This window comes from Acinetobacter sp. AL9, assembly GCF_041464035.1.
GTDB lineage: Bacteria > Pseudomonadota > Gammaproteobacteria > Pseudomonadales > Moraxellaceae > Acinetobacter > Acinetobacter towneri.
In genome coordinates, this window is record NZ_JAYFSK010000047.1 from 1 (window position 1) to 18,511 (window position 18,511).

The 18,511-nt window shown below is 42.0% G+C and carries 18 protein-coding genes and 1 pseudogene; 10 read left to right on the forward strand and 9 right to left on the reverse strand.

From position 1 onward, the window contains the following. Window positions 1-124 precede the first annotated feature (124 nt). From ACEO2X_RS10440 to ACEO2X_RS10455, 4 genes are all read right to left on the reverse strand, one after another. The gene (locus ACEO2X_RS10440; RefSeq protein ID WP_371972010.1) at window positions 125-505 is read right to left on the reverse strand and encodes a hypothetical protein; all 381 of its coding nucleotides are present in this window, start codon (window positions 503-505) and stop codon (window positions 125-127) included. 283 nt (window positions 506-788) lie between these two features. Beyond that, window positions 789-1,364, reverse strand: coding sequence for a xanthine phosphoribosyltransferase (locus ACEO2X_RS10445; RefSeq protein ID WP_004976172.1), 576 nt, complete (start codon window positions 1,362-1,364; stop codon window positions 789-791). Window positions 1,365-1,492: 128 nt separating this feature from the next. After that, window positions 1,493-2,206 carry a DUF3108 domain-containing protein gene (locus tag ACEO2X_RS10450; protein ID WP_004976176.1) on the reverse strand — a complete coding sequence of 238 codons (714 nt, stop codon included), beginning with the start codon at window positions 2,204-2,206 and terminating at the stop codon, window positions 1,493-1,495. A gap of 145 nt (window positions 2,207-2,351) precedes the next feature. Beyond that, the gene (locus ACEO2X_RS10455) at window positions 2,352-3,026 is read right to left on the reverse strand and encodes a hypothetical protein (RefSeq protein WP_004976182.1); all 675 of its coding nucleotides are present in this window, start codon (window positions 3,024-3,026) and stop codon (window positions 2,352-2,354) included. Between the two features lie 275 nt (window positions 3,027-3,301). On the opposite strand from ACEO2X_RS10455, the gene ACEO2X_RS10460 reads away from it, so the two are divergent. Continuing rightward, a complete protein-coding gene (locus tag ACEO2X_RS10460; RefSeq protein ID WP_167846441.1) occupies window positions 3,302-4,159 on the forward strand; it encodes an energy transducer TonB in 858 nt (285 codons plus the stop codon). 212 nt (window positions 4,160-4,371) lie between these two features. Here the strand turns inward: ACEO2X_RS10460 and ybeY are convergent, their stop codons facing one another. Genes ybeY through miaB form a run of 3 tightly spaced genes read right to left on the reverse strand, consistent with a single transcriptional unit; the run spans window position 4,372 to window position 7,465 of the window. Next, a complete protein-coding gene (gene ybeY, locus ACEO2X_RS10465; protein ID WP_004976192.1) occupies window positions 4,372-4,854 on the reverse strand; it encodes an rRNA maturation RNase YbeY in 483 nt (160 codons plus the stop codon). Window positions 4,855-4,897: 43 nt separating this feature from the next. Continuing rightward, the gene (locus tag ACEO2X_RS10470; protein WP_004976193.1) at window positions 4,898-5,971 is read right to left on the reverse strand and encodes a PhoH family protein; all 1,074 of its coding nucleotides are present in this window, start codon (window positions 5,969-5,971) and stop codon (window positions 4,898-4,900) included. Window positions 5,972-6,010: 39 nt separating this feature from the next. Next, window positions 6,011-7,465, reverse strand: a complete 1,455-nt coding sequence (miaB, locus tag ACEO2X_RS10475) for a tRNA (N6-isopentenyl adenosine(37)-C2)-methylthiotransferase MiaB (RefSeq protein ID WP_179988454.1) — start codon at window positions 7,463-7,465, stop codon at window positions 6,011-6,013. Between the two features lie 358 nt (window positions 7,466-7,823). On the opposite strand from miaB, the gene ACEO2X_RS10480 reads away from it, so the two are divergent. From ACEO2X_RS10480 to ACEO2X_RS10505, 6 genes and pseudogenes are all read left to right on the forward strand, one after another. Next, entirely contained in the window at window positions 7,824-9,710 is a 1,887-nt protein-coding gene (locus ACEO2X_RS10480; RefSeq protein ID WP_179988513.1) for a lytic transglycosylase domain-containing protein, read from the forward strand. A gap of 106 nt (window positions 9,711-9,816) precedes the next feature. After that, the gene (locus ACEO2X_RS10485) at window positions 9,817-10,464 is read left to right on the forward strand and encodes a ribonuclease I (RefSeq protein WP_179993550.1); all 648 of its coding nucleotides are present in this window, start codon (window positions 9,817-9,819) and stop codon (window positions 10,462-10,464) included. A gap of 204 nt (window positions 10,465-10,668) precedes the next feature. Then, window positions 10,669-11,655: a malate dehydrogenase gene (locus ACEO2X_RS10490; protein ID WP_019836931.1), complete on the forward strand. Its 987-nt coding sequence runs from the start codon at window positions 10,669-10,671 to the stop codon at window positions 11,653-11,655. Window positions 11,656-12,041: 386 nt separating this feature from the next. Continuing rightward, window positions 12,042-13,028 (forward strand): annotated as a pseudogene (locus tag ACEO2X_RS10495) (YeeE/YedE family protein); the annotation flags it as partial. 286 nt (window positions 13,029-13,314) lie between these two features. Beyond that, window positions 13,315-13,563 (forward strand): DUF2789 family protein, encoded by a 249-nt coding sequence (locus ACEO2X_RS10500; RefSeq protein ID WP_096901745.1) that lies wholly within the window; start codon window positions 13,315-13,317, stop codon window positions 13,561-13,563. A 179-nt stretch (window positions 13,564-13,742) separates the two neighbouring features. Next, on the forward strand, window positions 13,743-14,000 hold the full coding sequence (locus ACEO2X_RS10505) for a DUF2789 family protein (RefSeq protein WP_026438086.1): 258 nt from the start codon (window positions 13,743-13,745) through the stop codon (window positions 13,998-14,000). Window positions 14,001-14,069: 69 nt separating this feature from the next. Here the strand turns inward: ACEO2X_RS10505 and ACEO2X_RS10510 are convergent, their stop codons facing one another. Continuing rightward, window positions 14,070-14,597: a hypothetical protein gene (locus tag ACEO2X_RS10510; RefSeq protein ID WP_154321050.1), complete on the reverse strand. Its 528-nt coding sequence runs from the start codon at window positions 14,595-14,597 to the stop codon at window positions 14,070-14,072. A gap of 86 nt (window positions 14,598-14,683) precedes the next feature. Then, on the reverse strand, window positions 14,684-15,286 hold the full coding sequence (locus ACEO2X_RS10515; RefSeq protein ID WP_180009293.1) for a 2OG-Fe(II) oxygenase: 603 nt from the start codon (window positions 15,284-15,286) through the stop codon (window positions 14,684-14,686). 116 nt (window positions 15,287-15,402) lie between these two features. On the opposite strand from ACEO2X_RS10515, the gene ACEO2X_RS10520 reads away from it, so the two are divergent. From ACEO2X_RS10520 to ACEO2X_RS10530, 3 genes are read left to right on the forward strand one after another with little or no spacing between them, the layout of a single operon-like run. After that, window positions 15,403-16,260 carry a 23S rRNA (adenine(2030)-N(6))-methyltransferase RlmJ gene (locus ACEO2X_RS10520; protein WP_026438537.1) on the forward strand — a complete coding sequence of 286 codons (858 nt, stop codon included), beginning with the start codon at window positions 15,403-15,405 and terminating at the stop codon, window positions 16,258-16,260. Between the two features lie 43 nt (window positions 16,261-16,303). Further along, entirely contained in the window at window positions 16,304-17,128 is an 825-nt protein-coding gene (gene pssA / locus ACEO2X_RS10525) for a CDP-diacylglycerol--serine O-phosphatidyltransferase (protein ID WP_004976213.1), read from the forward strand. A 40-nt stretch (window positions 17,129-17,168) separates the two neighbouring features. Continuing rightward, complete coding sequence (locus tag ACEO2X_RS10530) at window positions 17,169-18,251, forward strand: DUF6670 family protein (RefSeq protein WP_104853049.1); 1,083 nt, start codon at window positions 17,169-17,171, stop codon at window positions 18,249-18,251. The last annotated feature ends 260 nt before the right edge of the window (window positions 18,252-18,511 follow it).

Below are 18,511 nucleotides of genomic sequence, written 5' to 3' on the forward strand. Positions count from 1 at the left end.
TACACCGTGACAGCCTATGGAATTGAGGTAATCCCTAAAGCAAATGCTTTAGGTTCTTGATGGTGAAGTAGGAATTAAACATCAAACCCACATTGAGTAGGTTTGAGTAGGTTTTAAATAACGGTTACTTAGAGTTGCTTGGCTGTTTCAACTTTTCTTTAAAGCGGTGTTTACATTTGAGGCATTGAAAATCTAGAAAAATATTCTGATCAACAATTACACCTGCTTTTTTACCAAAGCGATGCCCAAGAAAACCACCTGTGATTCCCACGCTAATTGCCCCGACAAATGTTCCAATGGTGCCGCCCATAATCACGCCCAATGGCCCTGCGGCTGTACCAATTGCCGCACCAATAGAAGCTCCCGAAGCTGCGCCGCCCACAGTACCTGCTGCTGTACCTGCAGAGCCTAATAACACGCCACCAATTTTTTGTAAGTTTTGTTCATGGTTGCGTTTTTCAACTTGAGTTGAACCACATTTTGGACAGACGATACTGTGTTCCATCAACGGATTGTCTTGTGTCATGACTTTAAAATGCCTTGTACTCATGTCGCATGCATCAATGCACGTAGACGACCTAAAGAGTGCTGTGTAGAGCTGCAATCTGAAAAGAGCAGACTGCTTAAACACTGTTATTTCAAGTGCAGCATGGCGTAGCACCACAGTTTTGTAAATAAAATATATGTAAACGAGTTGTTTAAGTTTGAAAAAAAGCATAAAAAAGAGCGCCTAAGCACTCTTTGATCATAAGGTCTAAATGATGAAACAACATCAGTTTTAATCGACCTTAATCGCGTACAAATTCAACAGTACCGTTTGCCAAAGACTTTACCCGTGCCAATGATTCAACACGATAGCCTTTTTCAAGCAATAATTCACGACCCGGTTGGAATGATTTTTCAATCACAATCCCAATACCCACGACTTCTGCATTCGCTTGATGGATTAAATCTGCCAAACCAAGTGCAGCTTGACCATTTGCCAAAAAGTCATCAATCACCAAGACTTTGTCGCTCGCGCTGATATGTTTGTTTGAAATGGCAATCGTGCTTTCAGTTTGCTTGGTAAATGAAAATACTTTAGAGCGGTATAAATCATCTTTTAAGGTTAAAGATTGATATTTACGTGCAAAAATTACAGGTACGCCAAGCTCTAAACCTGCCATCACAGCTGGTGCAATGCCAGAAGCTTCGATGGTAATAATTTTGGTGATGCCTGCATCTTTAAACAAACGCGCAAATTCTTGACCAATTTGCTGCATCATCACAGGGTCAATTTGATGGTTTAAGAAAGAGTCGACTTTTAGAACCGCTTCAGATAGAACGATACCTTCGGCTAAAATTTTCTGTTCTAGTGCATGCACGGGAGAATCCTCAAGAGCAGGTGCTTTTCAAAGCAAAAGCGTATTTTAAAAAGCACCTGAAAAAATGCAAGAACAATTTACCAAATGGTGAATAACTGCCAAGCTTTGCTCAGTAGTTATATTCTAAATTAGTTGGTCGGGCCTTTATAGCCTGTGAGTAATAATCCATAAGACTTGTCTTTGTCTTGGTGGGTAACTTTGACAGGCAAGTAGTCAAGTTTTGGTGCCAACCAGAAAATCGTATCACGGTTTGGTTTGTTGTGTTTCAGCACCACTTTAATGGTATCAAAAGTACCATAACTGGTTTTGATTTTTTCTGAACCTTGCTTAATAAAGCGACGTGATTCCACCTCTTTATTATCGGCAATATAGTAGCTCGATTTTAAACCGCCACTTTTTAAGTCTTCACGGATTTGCAGTTCCGCATTCAACTCATCCAACACGCCCGCTTTCCACGCAAAAGAACGGGTGTCGCTGTCCTTTTTGGTGTTAATGGTTTTCGCCGAAGGATTGAAGTTAATACTCATGGTGTTGTTATGCACCAAAATCTTACTGCTGCGGCTAAAGCTAGATGAGCCAATTTTGCCATTATTAAAACTAAAACGGCTAGTTTCTGTAGCAGAGGCAATCACGCCTGCTTTGGCAGCAAACACATAACTCCATTGGTTACCTGTTTGGCTTAAAGTACGTGTTGCAGAACCTAAGTTTTTACCATTGTAGTTAAATTGATAACTGGCTTGGAAAGGACTCATGGCAAATGTTTGGCTAGAGAAACCAGCCAAAAACAGTGCTGTAGACACACCGGCTGCCATACCCATTTTTTTCAATACATGATTTGCCATTGCTGAGATATTTCCTCTGTATGTAGGGAGATGCAATTTGCTTGCTTGTTGCCATTATACGCGTTGAATATGAAGAGAAAATTAGGAATTATGCGGCTTGTGTAGTTTTCCTGTATGTATTCTCTTCTAAAGTTTCAGCTTAGCTTTATTTTTGTTTCAGCGGTGTGACTTGCGTATCTGCAAGAGATTCTTCCACATCTTCTAGTCTTTCTTCAGACATTTTGCGGAACAACGCCGTTAAATTGACGTTGCCAGTGAGCACCAATTCCGCTTCACGTAATACCGCATGATTCACATGAACTTTGCTGAGTGTGTCAATGATAGAGCGGCTTTTGCCCAACCAGCGATTTAAATCTAAATGCAGCAAATCATCTTTGACTTTAATGACTTTGAGTTTTTCTAAAATCATGCCTAAAGGGTCATCATTGCGTATTTTTTGATAGTAAAATAAAGCGCACTTCACAGCGATTTTATGCAAAAAACTTGGATAACTTGCTTCAATCACCTGCGTGTCACTAATTTGTTCAAACACAATCAGCTGAGTATCTTTATTCAATTCCATCTGTACTAATTTTAAATCGACAGACAGAGTGATGTTCAAGCCGTTGTAATCTAGGGTTGCATAAAGACGTAACCAGTCGTCGTGTAAGTCTGCGTGCAGATCTTGCAACATTTTCACATTATCGGTCACAAAGCGCTGAAAAGTCGCATTTAAGAAGACCTGAGATAATGGAAATTCACGTTCATCCTCAATAAATCCTTCCGCTTTTTGGTACACTTGACGGATACGTTGAGAGATATTGGTGATCAGGGTTTGCATACGGCCGTCCAAGTCGTTCATTCATTCTTTACAGATACAAATATTTTGTCGAATTGTATTAAAAATACAGGCATAGAAGCTTGCAGTTTAGCAAAATAAGTTGCACCATTTTTAAGATTTTAAGGCTCAGTAGTCAGCTTTTTGATGAACTTCGCAGTTTTGCAGAAAAGCAAAAACTGAGCAAAGTAATATGCTCTTTAGTTTATACCGCATTTGGCGGCTTGGGGAATCAGACGTTTTGTCGGATTAATGTGATGCTAAAAAAAATTCAATTGATGCCTTCTACGCAAGATTGGTGGAAAGATCCTATTTTTGCTGCAGCGTTGCTGGTGGCTGCTGTATTGCACGCATTAATTTTGGCCGTGCAGTTTGCTGCACCGCAACAAAGCGATGCTGCGGTCAAAGAGATTGCGGTATCGGTACGCATGAGCGATGCAAAAGTTGAAGATGCAGATTTCTTAGCCCAAGCCGATCAGCAAGGTTCAGGTACGTTCCGTGAAGAACATCGCATGTCGAGTGATATGCCTGCACCCATGACTGAACAAAGTGCAGGGGAGCAGCAATTGGAAAGTTTAGAGCGTATGCAGCAACAGCGTGAATTAAACTTTGAAGAAAAAGTATTGATGAGCACGCTCAGTTGGCAAAAACAGGCTGCAGAAAATCAGCGCAAAAAAGCCATGCAGGAGTTGAATAGCCAATTCCAAGCTAAGGCTGCCATGGTCGCCAGTATTGAAGCGCAATATTTACAACGCCAACAAAATTTTAGCCGTCAGCAAAAAATTAAAACCATCGATGGGATTCAGGCCAAGAAAGACAACACCGCTGGTTATATGGAAAAATTCCGTCAAAAAGTCGAATTTTATGGTAACCGTTATTATCCAGAACAAGCCAAAGCACAGAATTTGGCAGGCGAAGTACGTTTAATGGTGATTTTGAACAACAATGGTGGGATTCGTGCCATTCGTTTAATTGAAAGTTCAGGACATGCCATGCTAGATGAAGCAGCCAAAACTTCGGTGCGTAAAGCCGCACCTTTTGGTGCATTTGATGCTAAAATGAAAGATATTTCTGAATTGCGGATTGTACGGACGTGGCGTTTTGACCCTGCTGAAGCTGAGTTTGAGGTGCGCTAGTTTTTCCCTCTCTCTGGCTCTCTCTCAAAGGGAGAGAGGACTTTGTGGACAAGTAACAAGAATCTACTCTCTGCTTTACGCAGCAATGTTCTTCTGGTATTTAGCAATCATGGGACTCTAATGAATGTTCTCCCTCCCATTGGGAGGGAGTAGTTTTAAACAAAAAAGCGAGCCTTAGCCCGCTATTTTTATGATTTTCTAAAACTTAAAATTCAATCTCTTTCCATGTATGGATTATCCAAACCCAACTTGGCAAGAATCTCAACTTCTAAAGCTTCCATTTCTTCGGCATCCTCATCTGAGGTTTCATGATCATAGCCCATAAGGTGCAGCGTGCCATGTACTAGCATGTGAGTGAAATGCGCTAATGGTGTTTTGGCTTGTTCTGCAGCTTCCTGTAAAACCACAGGAATACAAATTACCAAATCCCCAATAGGGAAGCTCGGCAAAACTTGTGCCATTTCATCGGGTAAATCGCTTGGGAAAGACAAGACGTTGGTAGATTTGTCTTTTTTGCGATATTCCAGATTGAGCTTGTGACTTTCGGCATGATCGACACAGGCAATTCCAATTTCACAATCACTTTGGGTGTCTATATGTCTTAAAGTGGTTTCGACTACTTTTTTCAGATAGGCACGTTTTAACACCAGCTCAGGCGCTTGAATGTCCTGTTGCAGGCTGAGACTTAATTTCAAAATGAATCCTTAATACTTCAGTAGGTTGCAGAGCGCACAGCGATTAGTGCTGTGCATCTGCTGCGGCATCATTTTCCGCAATTAATGCTTCCTGGCGCGCTTTACGTTCTGCACGCGCTTCGGCACTTAAACGCTGTTGCTCACTGTCCCAGCCTTCATAGGCTTCAACAATTTTCTGAACCAGCTGGTGACGCACGACATCACGAGAATGGAAACGAGTAATATGAATTTCAGGGATTTTATCAATCACACGTAAGGCATGTGCCAGACCAGACTGCTGACCACGTGGTAAATCCACCTGAGTCACATCACCGGTAATCACTGCACGTGAACCAAACCCTAAACGGGTCAGGAACATCTTCATCTGTTCAGGCGTGGTGTTCTGGGCTTCATCCAAAATCACAAAAGAGTGGTTGAGGGTACGACCACGCATATACGCCAGTGGTGCAACTTCAATCACTTGACGTTCAATCAGCTTAGCAACTTTTTCAAAGCCGAGCATTTCATACAGGGCATCATAAAGGGGACGCAAATACGGGTCAATTTTCTGGGTTAAATCACCCGGTAAGAAGCCCAGTTTTTCACCCGCTTCAACCGCAGGGCGCACCAATAGAATCCGCTGGATTTCATTGCGTTCCAACATATCTACGGCAGCGGCAACAGCCAAATAGGTTTTACCCGTACCTGCAGGGCCAATACCAAATGAAATATCACTTTGCAAAATACGTTGCACATAACGCTTTTGGTTGGCACCGCGTGGATTAATGCGCCCTTTGCGGGTTTGCAACCAAACAGCATCCAATCCAGTATGCTCTTGCCCATCATCCGATTGTAATTCACGGTCAGTCTGACTGCCCTGAATCATCATGTGGAGCGTGTCTGCACTAATTTGTGCAGAGCTTTCCGCTTCTTCATGCAGGCGTTGCAAGAGTGTTTCGGCTCGTTCAACTGCATCAATTTCCCCATCTATAAAAAAGGCGTCACCACGATGAGAAATTTGGACGTCTAGACGTTGTTCGATTTGTTTCAAATGTCCGTTATAAGCACCGAGCATGCTTTTTAGACGTTCCATTGAAATGCCAGGAAAAGTTACTGTACGTCGAATCGCTGCAGTCAAGAGAATTCCTTAATCTGTTATTGGACTTTAGCTCCTACATTACGCCACGTCAGGCTCAAGATTCAAGAGTTCACCGTAAACTAAATTCAAAGTTTTAATCTCGGTAATCTCAATCTCCGCAAAGCGTCCGACCCAAGCAGGGTCACCAATAAATGTTACTAAACGTGTATTGTCGGCCGTACCCACTAAAATGTTCGGGTCTTTGTCGGAAACATTTTCAATTAGGACACGTTGTACCGTCCCAAGCATGGCATCGGTCTTATCAATACTAGATTGTTTGATCCATTGCTGAACTTTGGACAAACGCTCTTTTTTAACATCTTCAGGGGTGGTGTCTTCGAGTTCCGATGCAGGTGTTCCCGGACGTTTTGAGTAGATAAAACTATAAGAATGGTCAAAATCCATATCTTGAATAAACTGATAAGTTTCTTCAAAGTTTTGATCTGTTTCACCCGGGAAGCCAATAATAAAGTCGCTAGATAAGTGCATGTCTGGGCGTACTTTACGTAACTTGGCAATCTTGTCGATATACACATCAATGGTGTGGTTACGTTTCATGGCTTGTAACACATCATTCGAACCACTTTGCACAGGCAAGTGTAAATGCGACACCATTTGCGGTAAATCACGGTAGCATTGAATCAAATCATCATTAAATTCAAGCGGGTGTGATGTGGTGTAGCGAATTCGTCCAATGCCAGGTACTTCGGCAACCAAACGCAGTAAATCGGCAAAAGTACAAATTTTACCGTCAAAAGTTTCACCGCGATAGCCATTTACGTTTTGACCGAGCAAGCTAATTTCACGCACGCCTTTTTCGGCCAAAGTCGCAATTTCAGCTAAGACATCATCTAAAGGACGTGAAACTTCTTCACCGCGCGTGTAAGGCACTACGCAGAAAGAACAGTATTTTGAACAGCCTTCCATAATCGACACAAAAGCTTTAAACCCTTCAACACGCGGTTCAGGTAAAAAGTCGAATTTTTCGATGTCTGGGAAAGAAATATCCACCAGTTTGATTTTTTCTTTCTTTGGTTTTTCAACTTGATCGTGGTGCTGATCAAGCATTTGTGGCAAACGGTGCAAGGTTTGTGGGCCAAAAATCATATCCACATACGGTGCGCGTTTTTGAATGTTGTCGCCTTCTTGAGAAGCCACGCAACCGCCTACACCAATGACCAAATCAGGATTTTTTTCTTTAAGCTTGCGCCAACGTCCTAATTCAGAAAATACTTTTTCTTGGGCTTTTTCACGAATTGAACAGGTGTTCATGAGCAAAATATCGGCATCGGCAGGGTTGCTGGTCAGCACATAGCCGTGCGAGTCGCCCAAAAGGTCTGCCATACGGTGACTGTCATACTCATTCATCTGACACCCTTGCGTTTCGATATACAGTTTTTTAACTGAACCGTCGGCTGGGGTGTGCTGTGGCTGGGTAACAGTGTTTTCTGAGGCAGCTTGGGCACCATTCGGGATGAAGGTTTGAACCGTCATGTAGGCTCCTAAGAGATAATTCACGAGTTCGTTTATAAAAATAAACGGAATAGATAAAACAGAGGGGCGTATTTTAGCAGGAATTCAAGATAAACTGACAGCCTTTAATCCGTGCATCACATACTTGAAATGTGAAGCAAAATTGTTGGAAGATTGATTTCAAGATTAATAGTGTCTAATCATAAGGTTACATAACAGAACACAACTTGGGTTCTAGACTAATTAAACTAAGCTGAATGATTGGATGCGGATCTCGAGGCAGAAGTAAATGACTGAAGGCAAGCGAATGCTGCAAATGATGAAACAAAATAATAAATTAACGAAAAAGCTTGTGCTAAGTCTGGTTTCGCTTGCCGTGATGACGGGTACGCATGCCGCAAATGAACAGTTTAATGATGCACTGCGTGCAGCCAATTCAGGTGATGTCGATTTATTGCAGCAGTATCAATATGCCATGCAAAATGATGTTTTGGGCTACTATCCTGAATACTGGGCATTGAACACCAATTTGGGCATGCAACCTGCCAGTGCAATTGTTCAGTTTGCACAGCGCCATCCACAATCAGCGATGGCAGAAAAACTCGCAGCCGATTACATCGAAGAAAAAGTGAAACAGGCCGATTTTAGCAGTGCACAACCTGTGCTTGCCTATGTGAGTAATGCTGATCAGGCCGAAAGCTGTGCCATGGCACAAGTTCGTACCCGTTCGGGTGATCCTTTGGTGGTCGCGGAATTTAAAGATGTTTGGTTGACCACGAACTCACAACCTGAATCTTGTACAGGTCTAGGTCGAATGATGCTCTCTAGTCCAATTATGACTCAGCAAGATAAACAGCAACGCTTATGGGCACAATTGCGTGCAGGGCAGTCAGGGCTCGCTTTAGCGACTGCGCAAAGTTTAGGTATGAATATCAGTTTGGCACAATTGAACAGCATTCAAGCCAATCCACTGAATTATTTGTGGTCTGCGCCTAAAGCAAGCAACGAAGACCATGCCTATCTTATTTATGCGATCGGACGTTTAGCCGATAGCGATTTAGACTCGGCACTTTCTTCACTAAAACGCAGTGCAGAAGGTGCGCCAGAATCGGTACAAAAAGCCTTGTATCGTGCTGTGGGATATATTGGCGGCACTACAGTCATGAAAAACAATTTTAAGCGTGAAGTGTTAAGTGCCTTAGACGCCAGTTATGGCTTACCTTTTAGTCCCGAAGAAGCAGAAATTTATGCCCGTCAGGCGATTCGTTTTGGCGCATGGGAAAGTGTGATTCGTGCTGTAGACAGCATGAGTGTGACTCAAAAACAGGAAGATCGTTGGCAATATTGGTTGGCACGTGCTTCAGAACAACGCAATGATGCAGCGTCGAAACGTAGTGCACAAAATATTTATAAAAAATTGGCGCAGGGTGATGATTATCACAACTTGTTGGCAAAAGATCGTCTTGGGCAAACCTACAACACGATTCCTGCGAATACGCAACCAAGTACCAATGACTTACAGCGTTTGAATCAAGATATTCACTTTAACCGTGCCTTTACTTTGCGTGAAATTAATGCACCTGCCAATTATGTCAACCGTGAATGGAACTGGGCGGTACGTCAGGCGTATTTAAGACAGGATGATGGTTTGATTTTAGCAGCGGCTAAGCGTGCAACCGATATGGGTTGGTATGATCGTGCCATTTATGCAGCAGATCGTACTGTGAATAAGCACAACTATAGTTACCGTTATGCTATGCCACATCGTAATTATGTTGTGAGCCACAGTCAAAATGCAGGTATTGACCCTGCTTGGGCTTATGGTTTGATGCGTCAAGAAAGCCGTTTTAATACTACTGCACGTTCGCATGTAGGTGCAGGTGGACTCATGCAAATTATGCCAGACACGGCACGTTTGGTTGCACGACAAATGGGTGAAACTTATAATCCTGCTGCACTCAGTGACATGAATACCAACATCCGCTACGGTACATTTTATTTGTCGACCATTCAGCGACAATTAAGCAATAGCCCTGTGCTGGCCACAGCAGGATACAACGCCGGGCCAAATCGTGCACGCCGTTGGCAGCCAGAGTTTCAGCAAATTGCGGCAGACCAATATACTGAAAGCATTCCTTTGTTGGAAACACGTGACTATGTCAAGCATGTCATGACCAATGCCACGCACTATGGTGTGCTGTTGGGGCAGGGTGGACAATCAATGAGTAGCCGTATGCAACATATTCCATCTCGGAATACACCTTAGGAAAATGTTACAAGTGATACAGTTAGATGATCATGCGTGTTGATATATAGATGCGTGAGTCATTGGGTGTATAAGAATTTAGGGGGCTGAAGCATTGAAAATGTGGATGAGTACAGTTTTACAGCCAATTCAAGTTACATTGCTCGGTTTGAGTGGTACAGCTTTGGTTTTGTGTACGCAAAATACATTTTCTGCCCCCGTGCAAGGCTATGTGATGTCCGTGCAAATGACGCCCGCCGTGTGTTTAATCGATTCGAGCAAAAGCAAAAAGCGTAAATGTTTAGAAGGTTACTCACTGAATATTGAGGGTTTATATCCCGAAGTAGCCACGCGTGAATGTAGCACCCATTCATCGGCAAAGTTACCGCCGCTACAAGCGAAGGTAGTGGCGCGAGTCATGCCTGATGAAGCTGCACGGATACAATTGTGGCAAGGTATTGGCGGCTGTGTGCCCATGAATGCCAGTCAGTATTTTCGCATGATTATTAATAATGCAGATCGGATGAACGTGCCTTCGGTATTGACAGGCCAAGACACGCAGACGGTGCAATTGTCACAACTACGGAGTTTGTTTCTCAAGTCCAATTCAGGTATGTCATCAAAAAGCGTGCATTTTCAGTGCTCTAACCATCAAGGTAAAAGTTATTTAACTGAAATCAAAATTTGTTATAACACCGAAGGACGCTATAAGCAGTGCGGTGCAGCGATTGAATCAAATTGCCCGAATCAGTTTGTCATTAAAGGTTCTTACTAGTTTGCTAGGTGACTGTAATTTCTGAATTTTAAGCTTTTTGAGAAATTTTATTCATATTTTCTATCAGACTTTTGTGGAATTTGATGCGCTTTTGCATGCATCCGCTGAATGATTGGAGTACAATCTTTCGCGTTTATGATTATTAAGATTAGATAGAACAGCTATTTAATCGCATTGACTATCCTCTCAATTGGAGATAATTACATGAAGCAACCTGTTCGCGTTGCCGTTACTGGCGCTGCTGGTCAAATTGGTTACAGCCTATTATTCCGTATCGCTAGCGGTGAAATGTTGGGTAAAGACCAACCAGTTATCCTTCAATTATTAGAAGTTCCTTTTGAGAAAGCTCAAGCTGCGCTTAAAGGCGTAATGATGGAACTTGACGACTGTGCTTTCCCATTATTGGCTGGCATGATCGGTACTGATGATCCTAAAGTGGCATTTAAAGATGCTGACTACGCGTTATTGGTTGGTTCTCGTCCACGTGGTCCTGGTATGGAGCGTGCTGACCTTCTTAAAGTAAACGGTGAAATCTTTATTGGTCAAGGTCAAGCACTTAACGAAGTTGCTAGCCGTGATGTTAAAGTTCTAGTTGTTGGTAACCCAGCGAACACGAATGCTTACATCGCAATGAAATCTGCTCCAGATCTTCCAGCGAAAAACTTCACAGCAATGTTACGTCTTGACCACAACCGCGCGTTAACTCAACTTGCTCAAAAAGCTGGCGTTGCTGTTTCTGACATCAAAACAATGACAGTTTGGGGTAACCACTCTCCAACAATGTATGCTGACTACCGTTTTGCAACTGCAAATGGAGAAAGCTTAAAAGACAAAATCAACGATGCTGAATGGAACAAAGACGTATTCCTTCCTACAGTTGGTAAGCGTGGCGCTGCGATCATCGAAGCACGTGGTTTATCTTCTGCTGCATCTGCTGCAAACGCTGCAATTGACCACATGCGTGATTGGGCGCTTGGCACAAACGGCGAATGGGTAACTATGGGTATTCCTTCTGACGGTTCTTACGGTATTCCTGAAGGCGTAATGTTCGGTTTCCCTGTAACTTGCGAAAATGGCGAATACAAAATCGTTCAAGGTCTTGAAATCGACGAGTTCAGCCGTGAGCGTATCAACTTCACGTTAAACGAACTTGAAGAAGAACGCGCAGCAATTGCTGACATGATTAAATAATTTAATCTGCTAGATTAAGTTAAAACTCCTTCGGGAGTGATGCCAGTCAACCTAAAAGTTGACTGGCATTTTTTTTGCGCTTGATTGTATCTTTGCAATTAAAAGCCTATCATCAGCTAAGCTCATATTGCTTATCAAATATCAGAATGGATAAGCGACTATAAAATAGGTCGATTGACCTGCACGGTAGGGGAAATTGCTTAGAATACGCGGGTTTCCTTTTTCAAATCTTCTCTCTGTCATGTCAAGTTATTGTTGCAAGTGCCCATAGATCGAATGTTTCGGTTTGGGTGGCTTTTATCTTACTTGTTGTCGGTACTATCGGCGCCTATCAAATCGTGGGTCTAAATCAAGCACTGTTATTTTTAATTGGTGGTGCTTTGGGGATGACGTTGTATCACGCCTCTTTTGGTTTTACTTCTAGCTGGCGTGTGTTTATTAAAGAACGTCGTGGTCGTGGTTTGCGGGCTCAAATGATTATGCTGGGCTTGGCGGTGTTGTTGTTCTTTCCTGCTTTAGGTGCAGGTGAGTTGTTTGGCAATCCCGTCAAGGGCAATGTCAATCCTGTGTCGATGTCGGTCATGATTGGTGCTTTTATTTTTGGTATTGGCATGCAGTTGGGGGGGGCTGTGCATCGGGTACGCTATACACGGTAGGCGGTGGCAGTGCGCGTATGTTGGTTACGCTATTTTTCTTCTGCTTAGGTTCACTGATTGCCACTTCGCATTTAGATTGGTGGTTTAATCTGCCGCATTTGGCGCCAATCTCGATTGTCGAAAGTTTTGGGGTGATTCCTGCACTTATTCTAAGCTTTGTTATTTTTGCTGTGATTGCTGCCGCAACCGTGTTTTTTGAAAAGAAACGTCATGGCAGTTTAGAAGTCGAGCCGCAAAGTCAGTACCATGGTTGGAAGCGTTTCCTCAAAGGTCCTTGGCCGTTAATTTGGGGTGGGCTTATTTTAACGCTGCTGAATTTTTGCTACCTTGGTATTGGCTGGTCGTCCGTGGGGCGTGACTTCTGCGCTTGCAGTTTGGGCTGCAAAAGTTGCTGTTTTTGCGGGTGTAGATGTAAGCGCTTGGGATTATTGGCAGCAGTCAGGCAATGCTAAAGCATTGGCAAATTCATTGTGGCATGACATCACCTCTATGATGAATTTTGGCATTATGTTGGGTGCATTGCTTGCTGCAAGTTTGGCTGGAAAATTTGCCCCGAACTTTAATATTCCACGCCGTTCACTGGTTGCGGCTGTTATAGGTGGCTTATTACTTGGTTATGGTGCACGTTTGGCCTACGGTTGTAACATTGGCGCATACTTTAGCGGAATTGCTTCGGGCAGTGTGCATGGTTGGTTATGGCTAGTATTTGCATTTATGGGGAATGCCATTGGTGTGAAATTGCGCCCAATCTTCTTTCCAAATGAAAAGCCACAGCCTGAAAAACTAACAGGTTGCTAACTTTTAATTTAAGTAGATGAAAGCCAGTCGGTTTACATTGACTGGCTTTTTTGTTGCCTGTCATCGTGTTAAGAATATTGAGTGGGATGCTTTAGGTATATTGCATCGTACAAAAAATAACATGCTGCAACTCGGCTGCTGCTGAATTGCGGCTCGAAGCAGGTTAAGGTCATTAAAAGTACAAGACGAATCAAAGGAGGATGCCATGTTTGACCAACAACCGACTTTAGAACTGTTATTTCAACAATTGGGTCTAGATGCTGACGATGCAGCAATTGATCAATTTATTCGTGAGCATCAATTACCTGCAGAAACCAAATTACACTGTGCCGAGTTTTGGACGGAAGGGCAGCGCCAATTTTTGCAAAGCCATTGGAAAAAAGATGATGATTGGGCCATTGTGATTGAAACCTTAAATGAGCAATTACATAGTGATCAACATCCGAGTGTTTAATCGGTATTTAAGTTAAAAGTTTTTAAGTTAAATCAAATACTTTTCATCTAAAAAGCGCCAGTAAACTGCGTGCTCACAAAAAGATACAACAAACCCAGTCGGAAGACTGGGTTTTTTATACAAAGTGTTATAAGTTGGTTGAATAAGGAATTACAACGAAACTAATAAAAGGGGGCAAGGTGCTCATGCAAAATACTCCATCATTAGCCATGTTATTCAGCCAACTCGGTTTAGCCAGCAGCCCTGCAGCCATTGAATTGTATGTACGTACGCATCAATTACCTGCACATATTAATTTACATGAAGCGCCGTTTTGGAATAAATCACAACGTGAATTTTTAATCAGTCATTTGGTACAAGACGATGATTGGGCCATTTGGATTGATGAACTCAATCAACAATTACATTTAGATGCTTATCGTTTACAAGCTGTTTAGGTTCAAGTCATTATCATCTTTAATATTTTTAGTATAAAAAAACGCCTCAGAACGTTCTGAGGCGTTTTTTTAATGCATTCTGCTTTTGAGAATTTGTTTAAACCAGACTTCTGTTTGATAGGCGTTAAAAGCAGGGTGAATTTGTAAGAGTTCCAAATCAAATTCGGCAGTTTTACTGTACTTACCTAACCAGTGGCGACACAGTGCGCTTTCATTTTTACTGGCACTGGCATAGGCCAAGAAAAAGAAAATATCTCCATGTGCATAATGAGTCATGGCTTTTAAAATTTGTTGAGTAATTAAGGCGTATTTTGCATCGCGGGTCAGCTCAAAATACATCATATAGGCTTTGGCTAAATGCAAAGACAAGTTGATATACAGCGTCAACGGTATTTCTTCAAATTCAATCCGACCTTGTTCCAACAGCACAATGGCTTCTTGCAAAAAGTAAATCTGTTCTTGGCGTAACTCGCTCAAACTCACCAATTGTAAGCGTAAATCGGCACGTTCTAATGCCAATTCAGGCGTATTGCCTTGTAAAAAAAGTTGGTCGGTTTCCCCAATACGTTGAATAAGCTGTTGAGTCGAGTTGCGCATGGGTGAATTCCTGATAGCAATATTTGCTCTACATCGGGGCAAATTTACAGTTTTAAAGCCAATAGTCTGAAAAATGCGGTCTGTTTTTACCAAAGTTGATTGCCGCTGCGTAGCCATGCGGTAATGGAAAGACGTTGCTGTGTCGCAGGCAAAACTTCGTGCAATAAATCACTTTGGAAAATTGCAATCCGATTTGGGCGTGGTTCTATAATTTGCCATGCTCCATGTTTGTCTTGTAAACGTAGTTGTCCACCCCAATCTGTCTGCCATTCAGGGTGTAAATAATAGACAGCAGAAATCACCCGATCATTTTTTTGTTGTGGGTTATCGCGGTGCAAGGCATAAAAAGAACCTGCTTGGTAGCTGGCAAAATGTGCTTCGACCTCACGAATCCCTAAATAAAATGCCTGATTGAATTGTTCAGCCAAAGCCAAAAGGGTTTGGGTATGTTGTTGGGCAAAGCTTAAATCTTCGTGAATCCATAAAATATGATCACTGCGAATTTTGCTGATCACACCATTTTGTATGGCTGCTTCATGAAATTGATCTAAATTTTGACTACACTCTGCTAGAACCTGTTGTTGATATTCAGGTGAATAGGCATCATCCAGCATAGCAAAACCATGCAAATCTAAATCTTCAAGAATTTGATCAATATTCCAAGATTTTGGAAGCAGTGTGGCGTCCATAAAATAGATACTCAGACAAAATGCAAGACAAGCTGATTATTTTAGAGGAATACAAGCTCCTGAATGAAACTTTTTTTCATGCTAAAATGTCGGTTGATTTTAGGAATGAACCAAACATGAATTATCGTCACCATTTCCATGCGGGCAACTTTGCCGATGTCATGAAGCATGTTTTATTGCTGCAAATTCTGACACGTTTAAATGCCAAAGATAAACCTTATCGCTATGTCGATACACATGGCGGTGCGGGTAAATATGACTTATCTTTAGCACCTGCACAAAAATCGGGCGAATTTTTAAATGGTATTCATCGTTTAGTGAAACTAGATGATTCAATCAAACGTCAGGCACCAGAAGGCGTACAGCAGTATTTAAAACTGGTTGAAGCAATGCGTGAAACGGATGGGCAAGGTGCATATCCCGGTTCGCCATGGTTTGCTTTACAAGGTATGCGTGACATCGACAAAGCAACTATTTTTGAAATGCAGCGCGATGTATTCCAGCAATTGCGTCATAACATTCGTGACAAACGCGCAGGTTTACATGAGCGTGATGCTTACGAAGGTTTATTGGGCGTCATTCCACCAAAAGAAAAACGCGGTTTGGTGATGATTGATCCACCGTATGAATTGGAACGTAAAGATTTCCCTCAGTTGGTTGAATTATTGGCAGCTGCACATAAAAAATGGCCAACAGGCGTATTTGCGGTGTGGTATCCAATTAAAGACCGCGCCATGATTGAACGTTTTGAAAAGAAAATGTTTAAAACAGGTATTCGCCGTCAACTCATTTGTGAAATTTGTGTGTGGCCTGACGATACTCCTGTGGGCTTAAACGGTTGTGGTTTATTGGTGATTAATCCACCATGGAAATTCTCTGAAGATGCAGATGAAGCCCTGCAATGGTTGTTCCCGCACTTGCGTATGCAAGAACATGGTGGACATGCTGCAGTGCGTTGGTTAGTTGGCGAATAAAAAATTTAAATAGACGTTCAGGTTACAGTTAGGACACAAAATAATGACAAACACATCCAAACCCGAAGGAGAATATAGTTCCCGTGATCTTGAGCATGACGGAATTACATTTGAAGTGGTGGAAGAAGAACATACCCGTGAAGGGCAAAAGGTGAAACGTCGTGGTATCTATCTGTGGCCAAACCTGATTACCACGGCAGCCTTGCTGTCGGGTTTTTACTCCATTATTGCCAGTATGAATGGCGAATTTAGCCAAGCGATTTATGCCATTTTTCTAGCAGCATTGTTTGATGGTTTAGATGGTCGTGTGGCACGTGCGATTGGTGCGCAAAGTCCATTTGGCGAACAGTTTGATTCATTATCCGATATGCTCGCCTTTGGTGTTGCACCTGCGATTTTGATGTATAGCTGGAGTTTGCATGATTTAGGTCGTATCGGCTTGGCGGCTTGCTTTGTTTATACGGCTTGTGCCGCATTCCGTTTGGCGCGTTTTAATGTGCAAATTGGTGTGGTCGATAAACGCTACTTTATTGGTGTTGCAAGTCCTTTGGCTGCGCTGATTATCGTGTCGCTGGTTTGGGTAGGACGGGATTTTCCTGAACTGTATGATATTCGTGAAATTGGTCTACAAATCCTCAATGCTGTGATTATTATTGCAGTAGGATTGTTGATGATTTCCAATATTAAATATTATTCATTTAAAACCTTTGATCGTAAGCGTGTGCCGTTTTTTGTATTGCCAATCGCAGTATTTATCCTTGCAGCCATGACTTATAATATTCCTGTTGGAATTTTAGTGATTTCAATTATTTATGCACTTTCAGGTTTTGTGACCACTTTTATGGCAAGAAAAAATGCAGTGAGTTAATTAAGCTTTCATAAAAGCATCAACTCACAAGGAGTTTGATATGCAGCTGTTTCAAGATTTTCTCGATCGTTCCAAACAACTCAATCAAACTCCTGCGGCAACCGCCAAACTGCCTTATCACGCCCCAAAACATCATTATAAATTTATCTATCAGGGCTTAATTCTTCCTAATTTGCCTGCACCCTTACATTATCTCAACTTTATTGGTTTATTGGGCAGCCTAAATACCGCAATGCTGCGCCCTGAAAATGTGATTACAACCTCAGCTTTAGACACAGCCAGTATTCTTTGTAGTAGCAGCCCACACATGGTGGGGCAGTCCAATCATTATTCAATACAACATGATTGCGTATTTACTGCAGAGTATTTTCAGTTTGCCAATAAAGAGCGCATTACTGGACACTTTCCGCAATTTCATATTCAACGTGAAGATAGCGAACTTAGCTTTGATTTAAAGATCACCACAAGCTCTACAATTTCATATTTCACTAAATTGCGAATGAATTTGGCAGAACATTGGTCTTTGCTGTGTCAGTGTCAGGGAAGTGTACGCTATAAAGATCAGCATTTTCAGATTGAGCAATTGGGTAGTTTTGAGTTTGCCCGCTCAATCCAGTTTCCTTATTTCGCTGTGGCATTTTTTTGCTATCAAGTGATTAATCTGAATCATCAGCAACAAATGATATTGCTACAAAGTCGTGATGTGTTGAATCGAATTTTGCAATCTCGAATCTATCTGCGAAATGCGAACACGGAGCAAACTCGGGTATTTGATGGGCAAGTACAATTTAATATTCAACGGGTTTATCCAAAAGTAAAAACGCCAACAGGTCAGTGTATGTATTTGCCACGTGAGTTTGAATGGCGTTATCAAGATGAAGATGGCACCTCAATTCATTTACAGGCGCAGAGTCGTGGTGATTTTAAATTTGGGGCTGCAGCAGGTTATGTCGGAAGTTTTCAATATCAGTTGGCTATAAATGGAGATCAACAACAAGGAGAAGGAGGCTATTGTGAATATATCGACTGCCGCGCACTGAAATGGCAGGAACATGATCAGCCAGAAAAAATGCCAGATGTAGTTATGAATCCTGAACCTTTTATGATCAAGAAAAAGAAATAAACAGTATTTTGTGGAAAAGTGAAGTATTTTGCTGAATAAATAACCGTTCGGACTAAAAAACTTATAAAACTTAAAAAGAGGGGTTGCAAGGCGAAATATTTGCCCTATAATGCACATCCATCGGCGGTGATGAAGATTAAAACTTCTGATAAAACAATGACTTGGTTAAGAATGATTGAGTTGGGTTTTAGAAAGAAAGTTTAAAATAATTTGAATTACCAGTTGACACTTTAGAAATAAAGCGTAATATAGCCGACCTA

What these genes read in the sequence shown, in the direction of transcription:
- ACEO2X_RS10440 (WP_371972010.1), bottom strand. Translation starts at nt 505, where the DNA reads ATGGAACACAGTATCGTCTGTCCAAAATGTGGTTCAACTCAAGTTGAA.
- ACEO2X_RS10450 (WP_004976176.1), bottom strand. Translation starts at nt 2,206, where the DNA reads ATGGCAAATCATGTATTGAAAAAAATGGGTATGGCAGCCGGTGTGTCT.
- ACEO2X_RS10455 (WP_004976182.1), bottom strand. Translation starts at nt 3,026, where the DNA reads ATGCAAACCCTGATCACCAATATCTCTCAACGTATCCGTCAAGTGTAC.
- ACEO2X_RS10460 (WP_167846441.1), top strand. Translation starts at nt 3,302, where the DNA reads ATGCCTTCTACGCAAGATTGGTGGAAAGATCCTATTTTTGCTGCAGCG.
- miaB (WP_179988454.1), bottom strand. Translation starts at nt 7,465, where the DNA reads ATGACGGTTCAAACCTTCATCCCGAATGGTGCCCAAGCTGCCTCAGAA.
- ACEO2X_RS10480 (WP_179988513.1), top strand. Translation starts at nt 7,824, where the DNA reads ATGACGGGTACGCATGCCGCAAATGAACAGTTTAATGATGCACTGCGT.
- ACEO2X_RS10485 (WP_179993550.1), top strand. Translation starts at nt 9,817, where the DNA reads ATGAGTACAGTTTTACAGCCAATTCAAGTTACATTGCTCGGTTTGAGT.
- ACEO2X_RS10490 (WP_019836931.1), top strand. Translation starts at nt 10,669, where the DNA reads ATGAAGCAACCTGTTCGCGTTGCCGTTACTGGCGCTGCTGGTCAAATT.
- ACEO2X_RS10500 (WP_096901745.1), top strand. Translation starts at nt 13,315, where the DNA reads ATGTTTGACCAACAACCGACTTTAGAACTGTTATTTCAACAATTGGGT.
- ACEO2X_RS10510 (WP_154321050.1), bottom strand. Translation starts at nt 14,597, where the DNA reads ATGCGCAACTCGACTCAACAGCTTATTCAACGTATTGGGGAAACCGAC.
- ACEO2X_RS10515 (WP_180009293.1), bottom strand. Translation starts at nt 15,286, where the DNA reads ATGGACGCCACACTGCTTCCAAAATCTTGGAATATTGATCAAATTCTT.
- ACEO2X_RS10520 (WP_026438537.1), top strand. Translation starts at nt 15,403, where the DNA reads ATGAATTATCGTCACCATTTCCATGCGGGCAACTTTGCCGATGTCATG.
- pssA (WP_004976213.1), top strand. Translation starts at nt 16,304, where the DNA reads ATGACAAACACATCCAAACCCGAAGGAGAATATAGTTCCCGTGATCTT.
- ACEO2X_RS10530 (WP_104853049.1), top strand. Translation starts at nt 17,169, where the DNA reads ATGCAGCTGTTTCAAGATTTTCTCGATCGTTCCAAACAACTCAATCAA.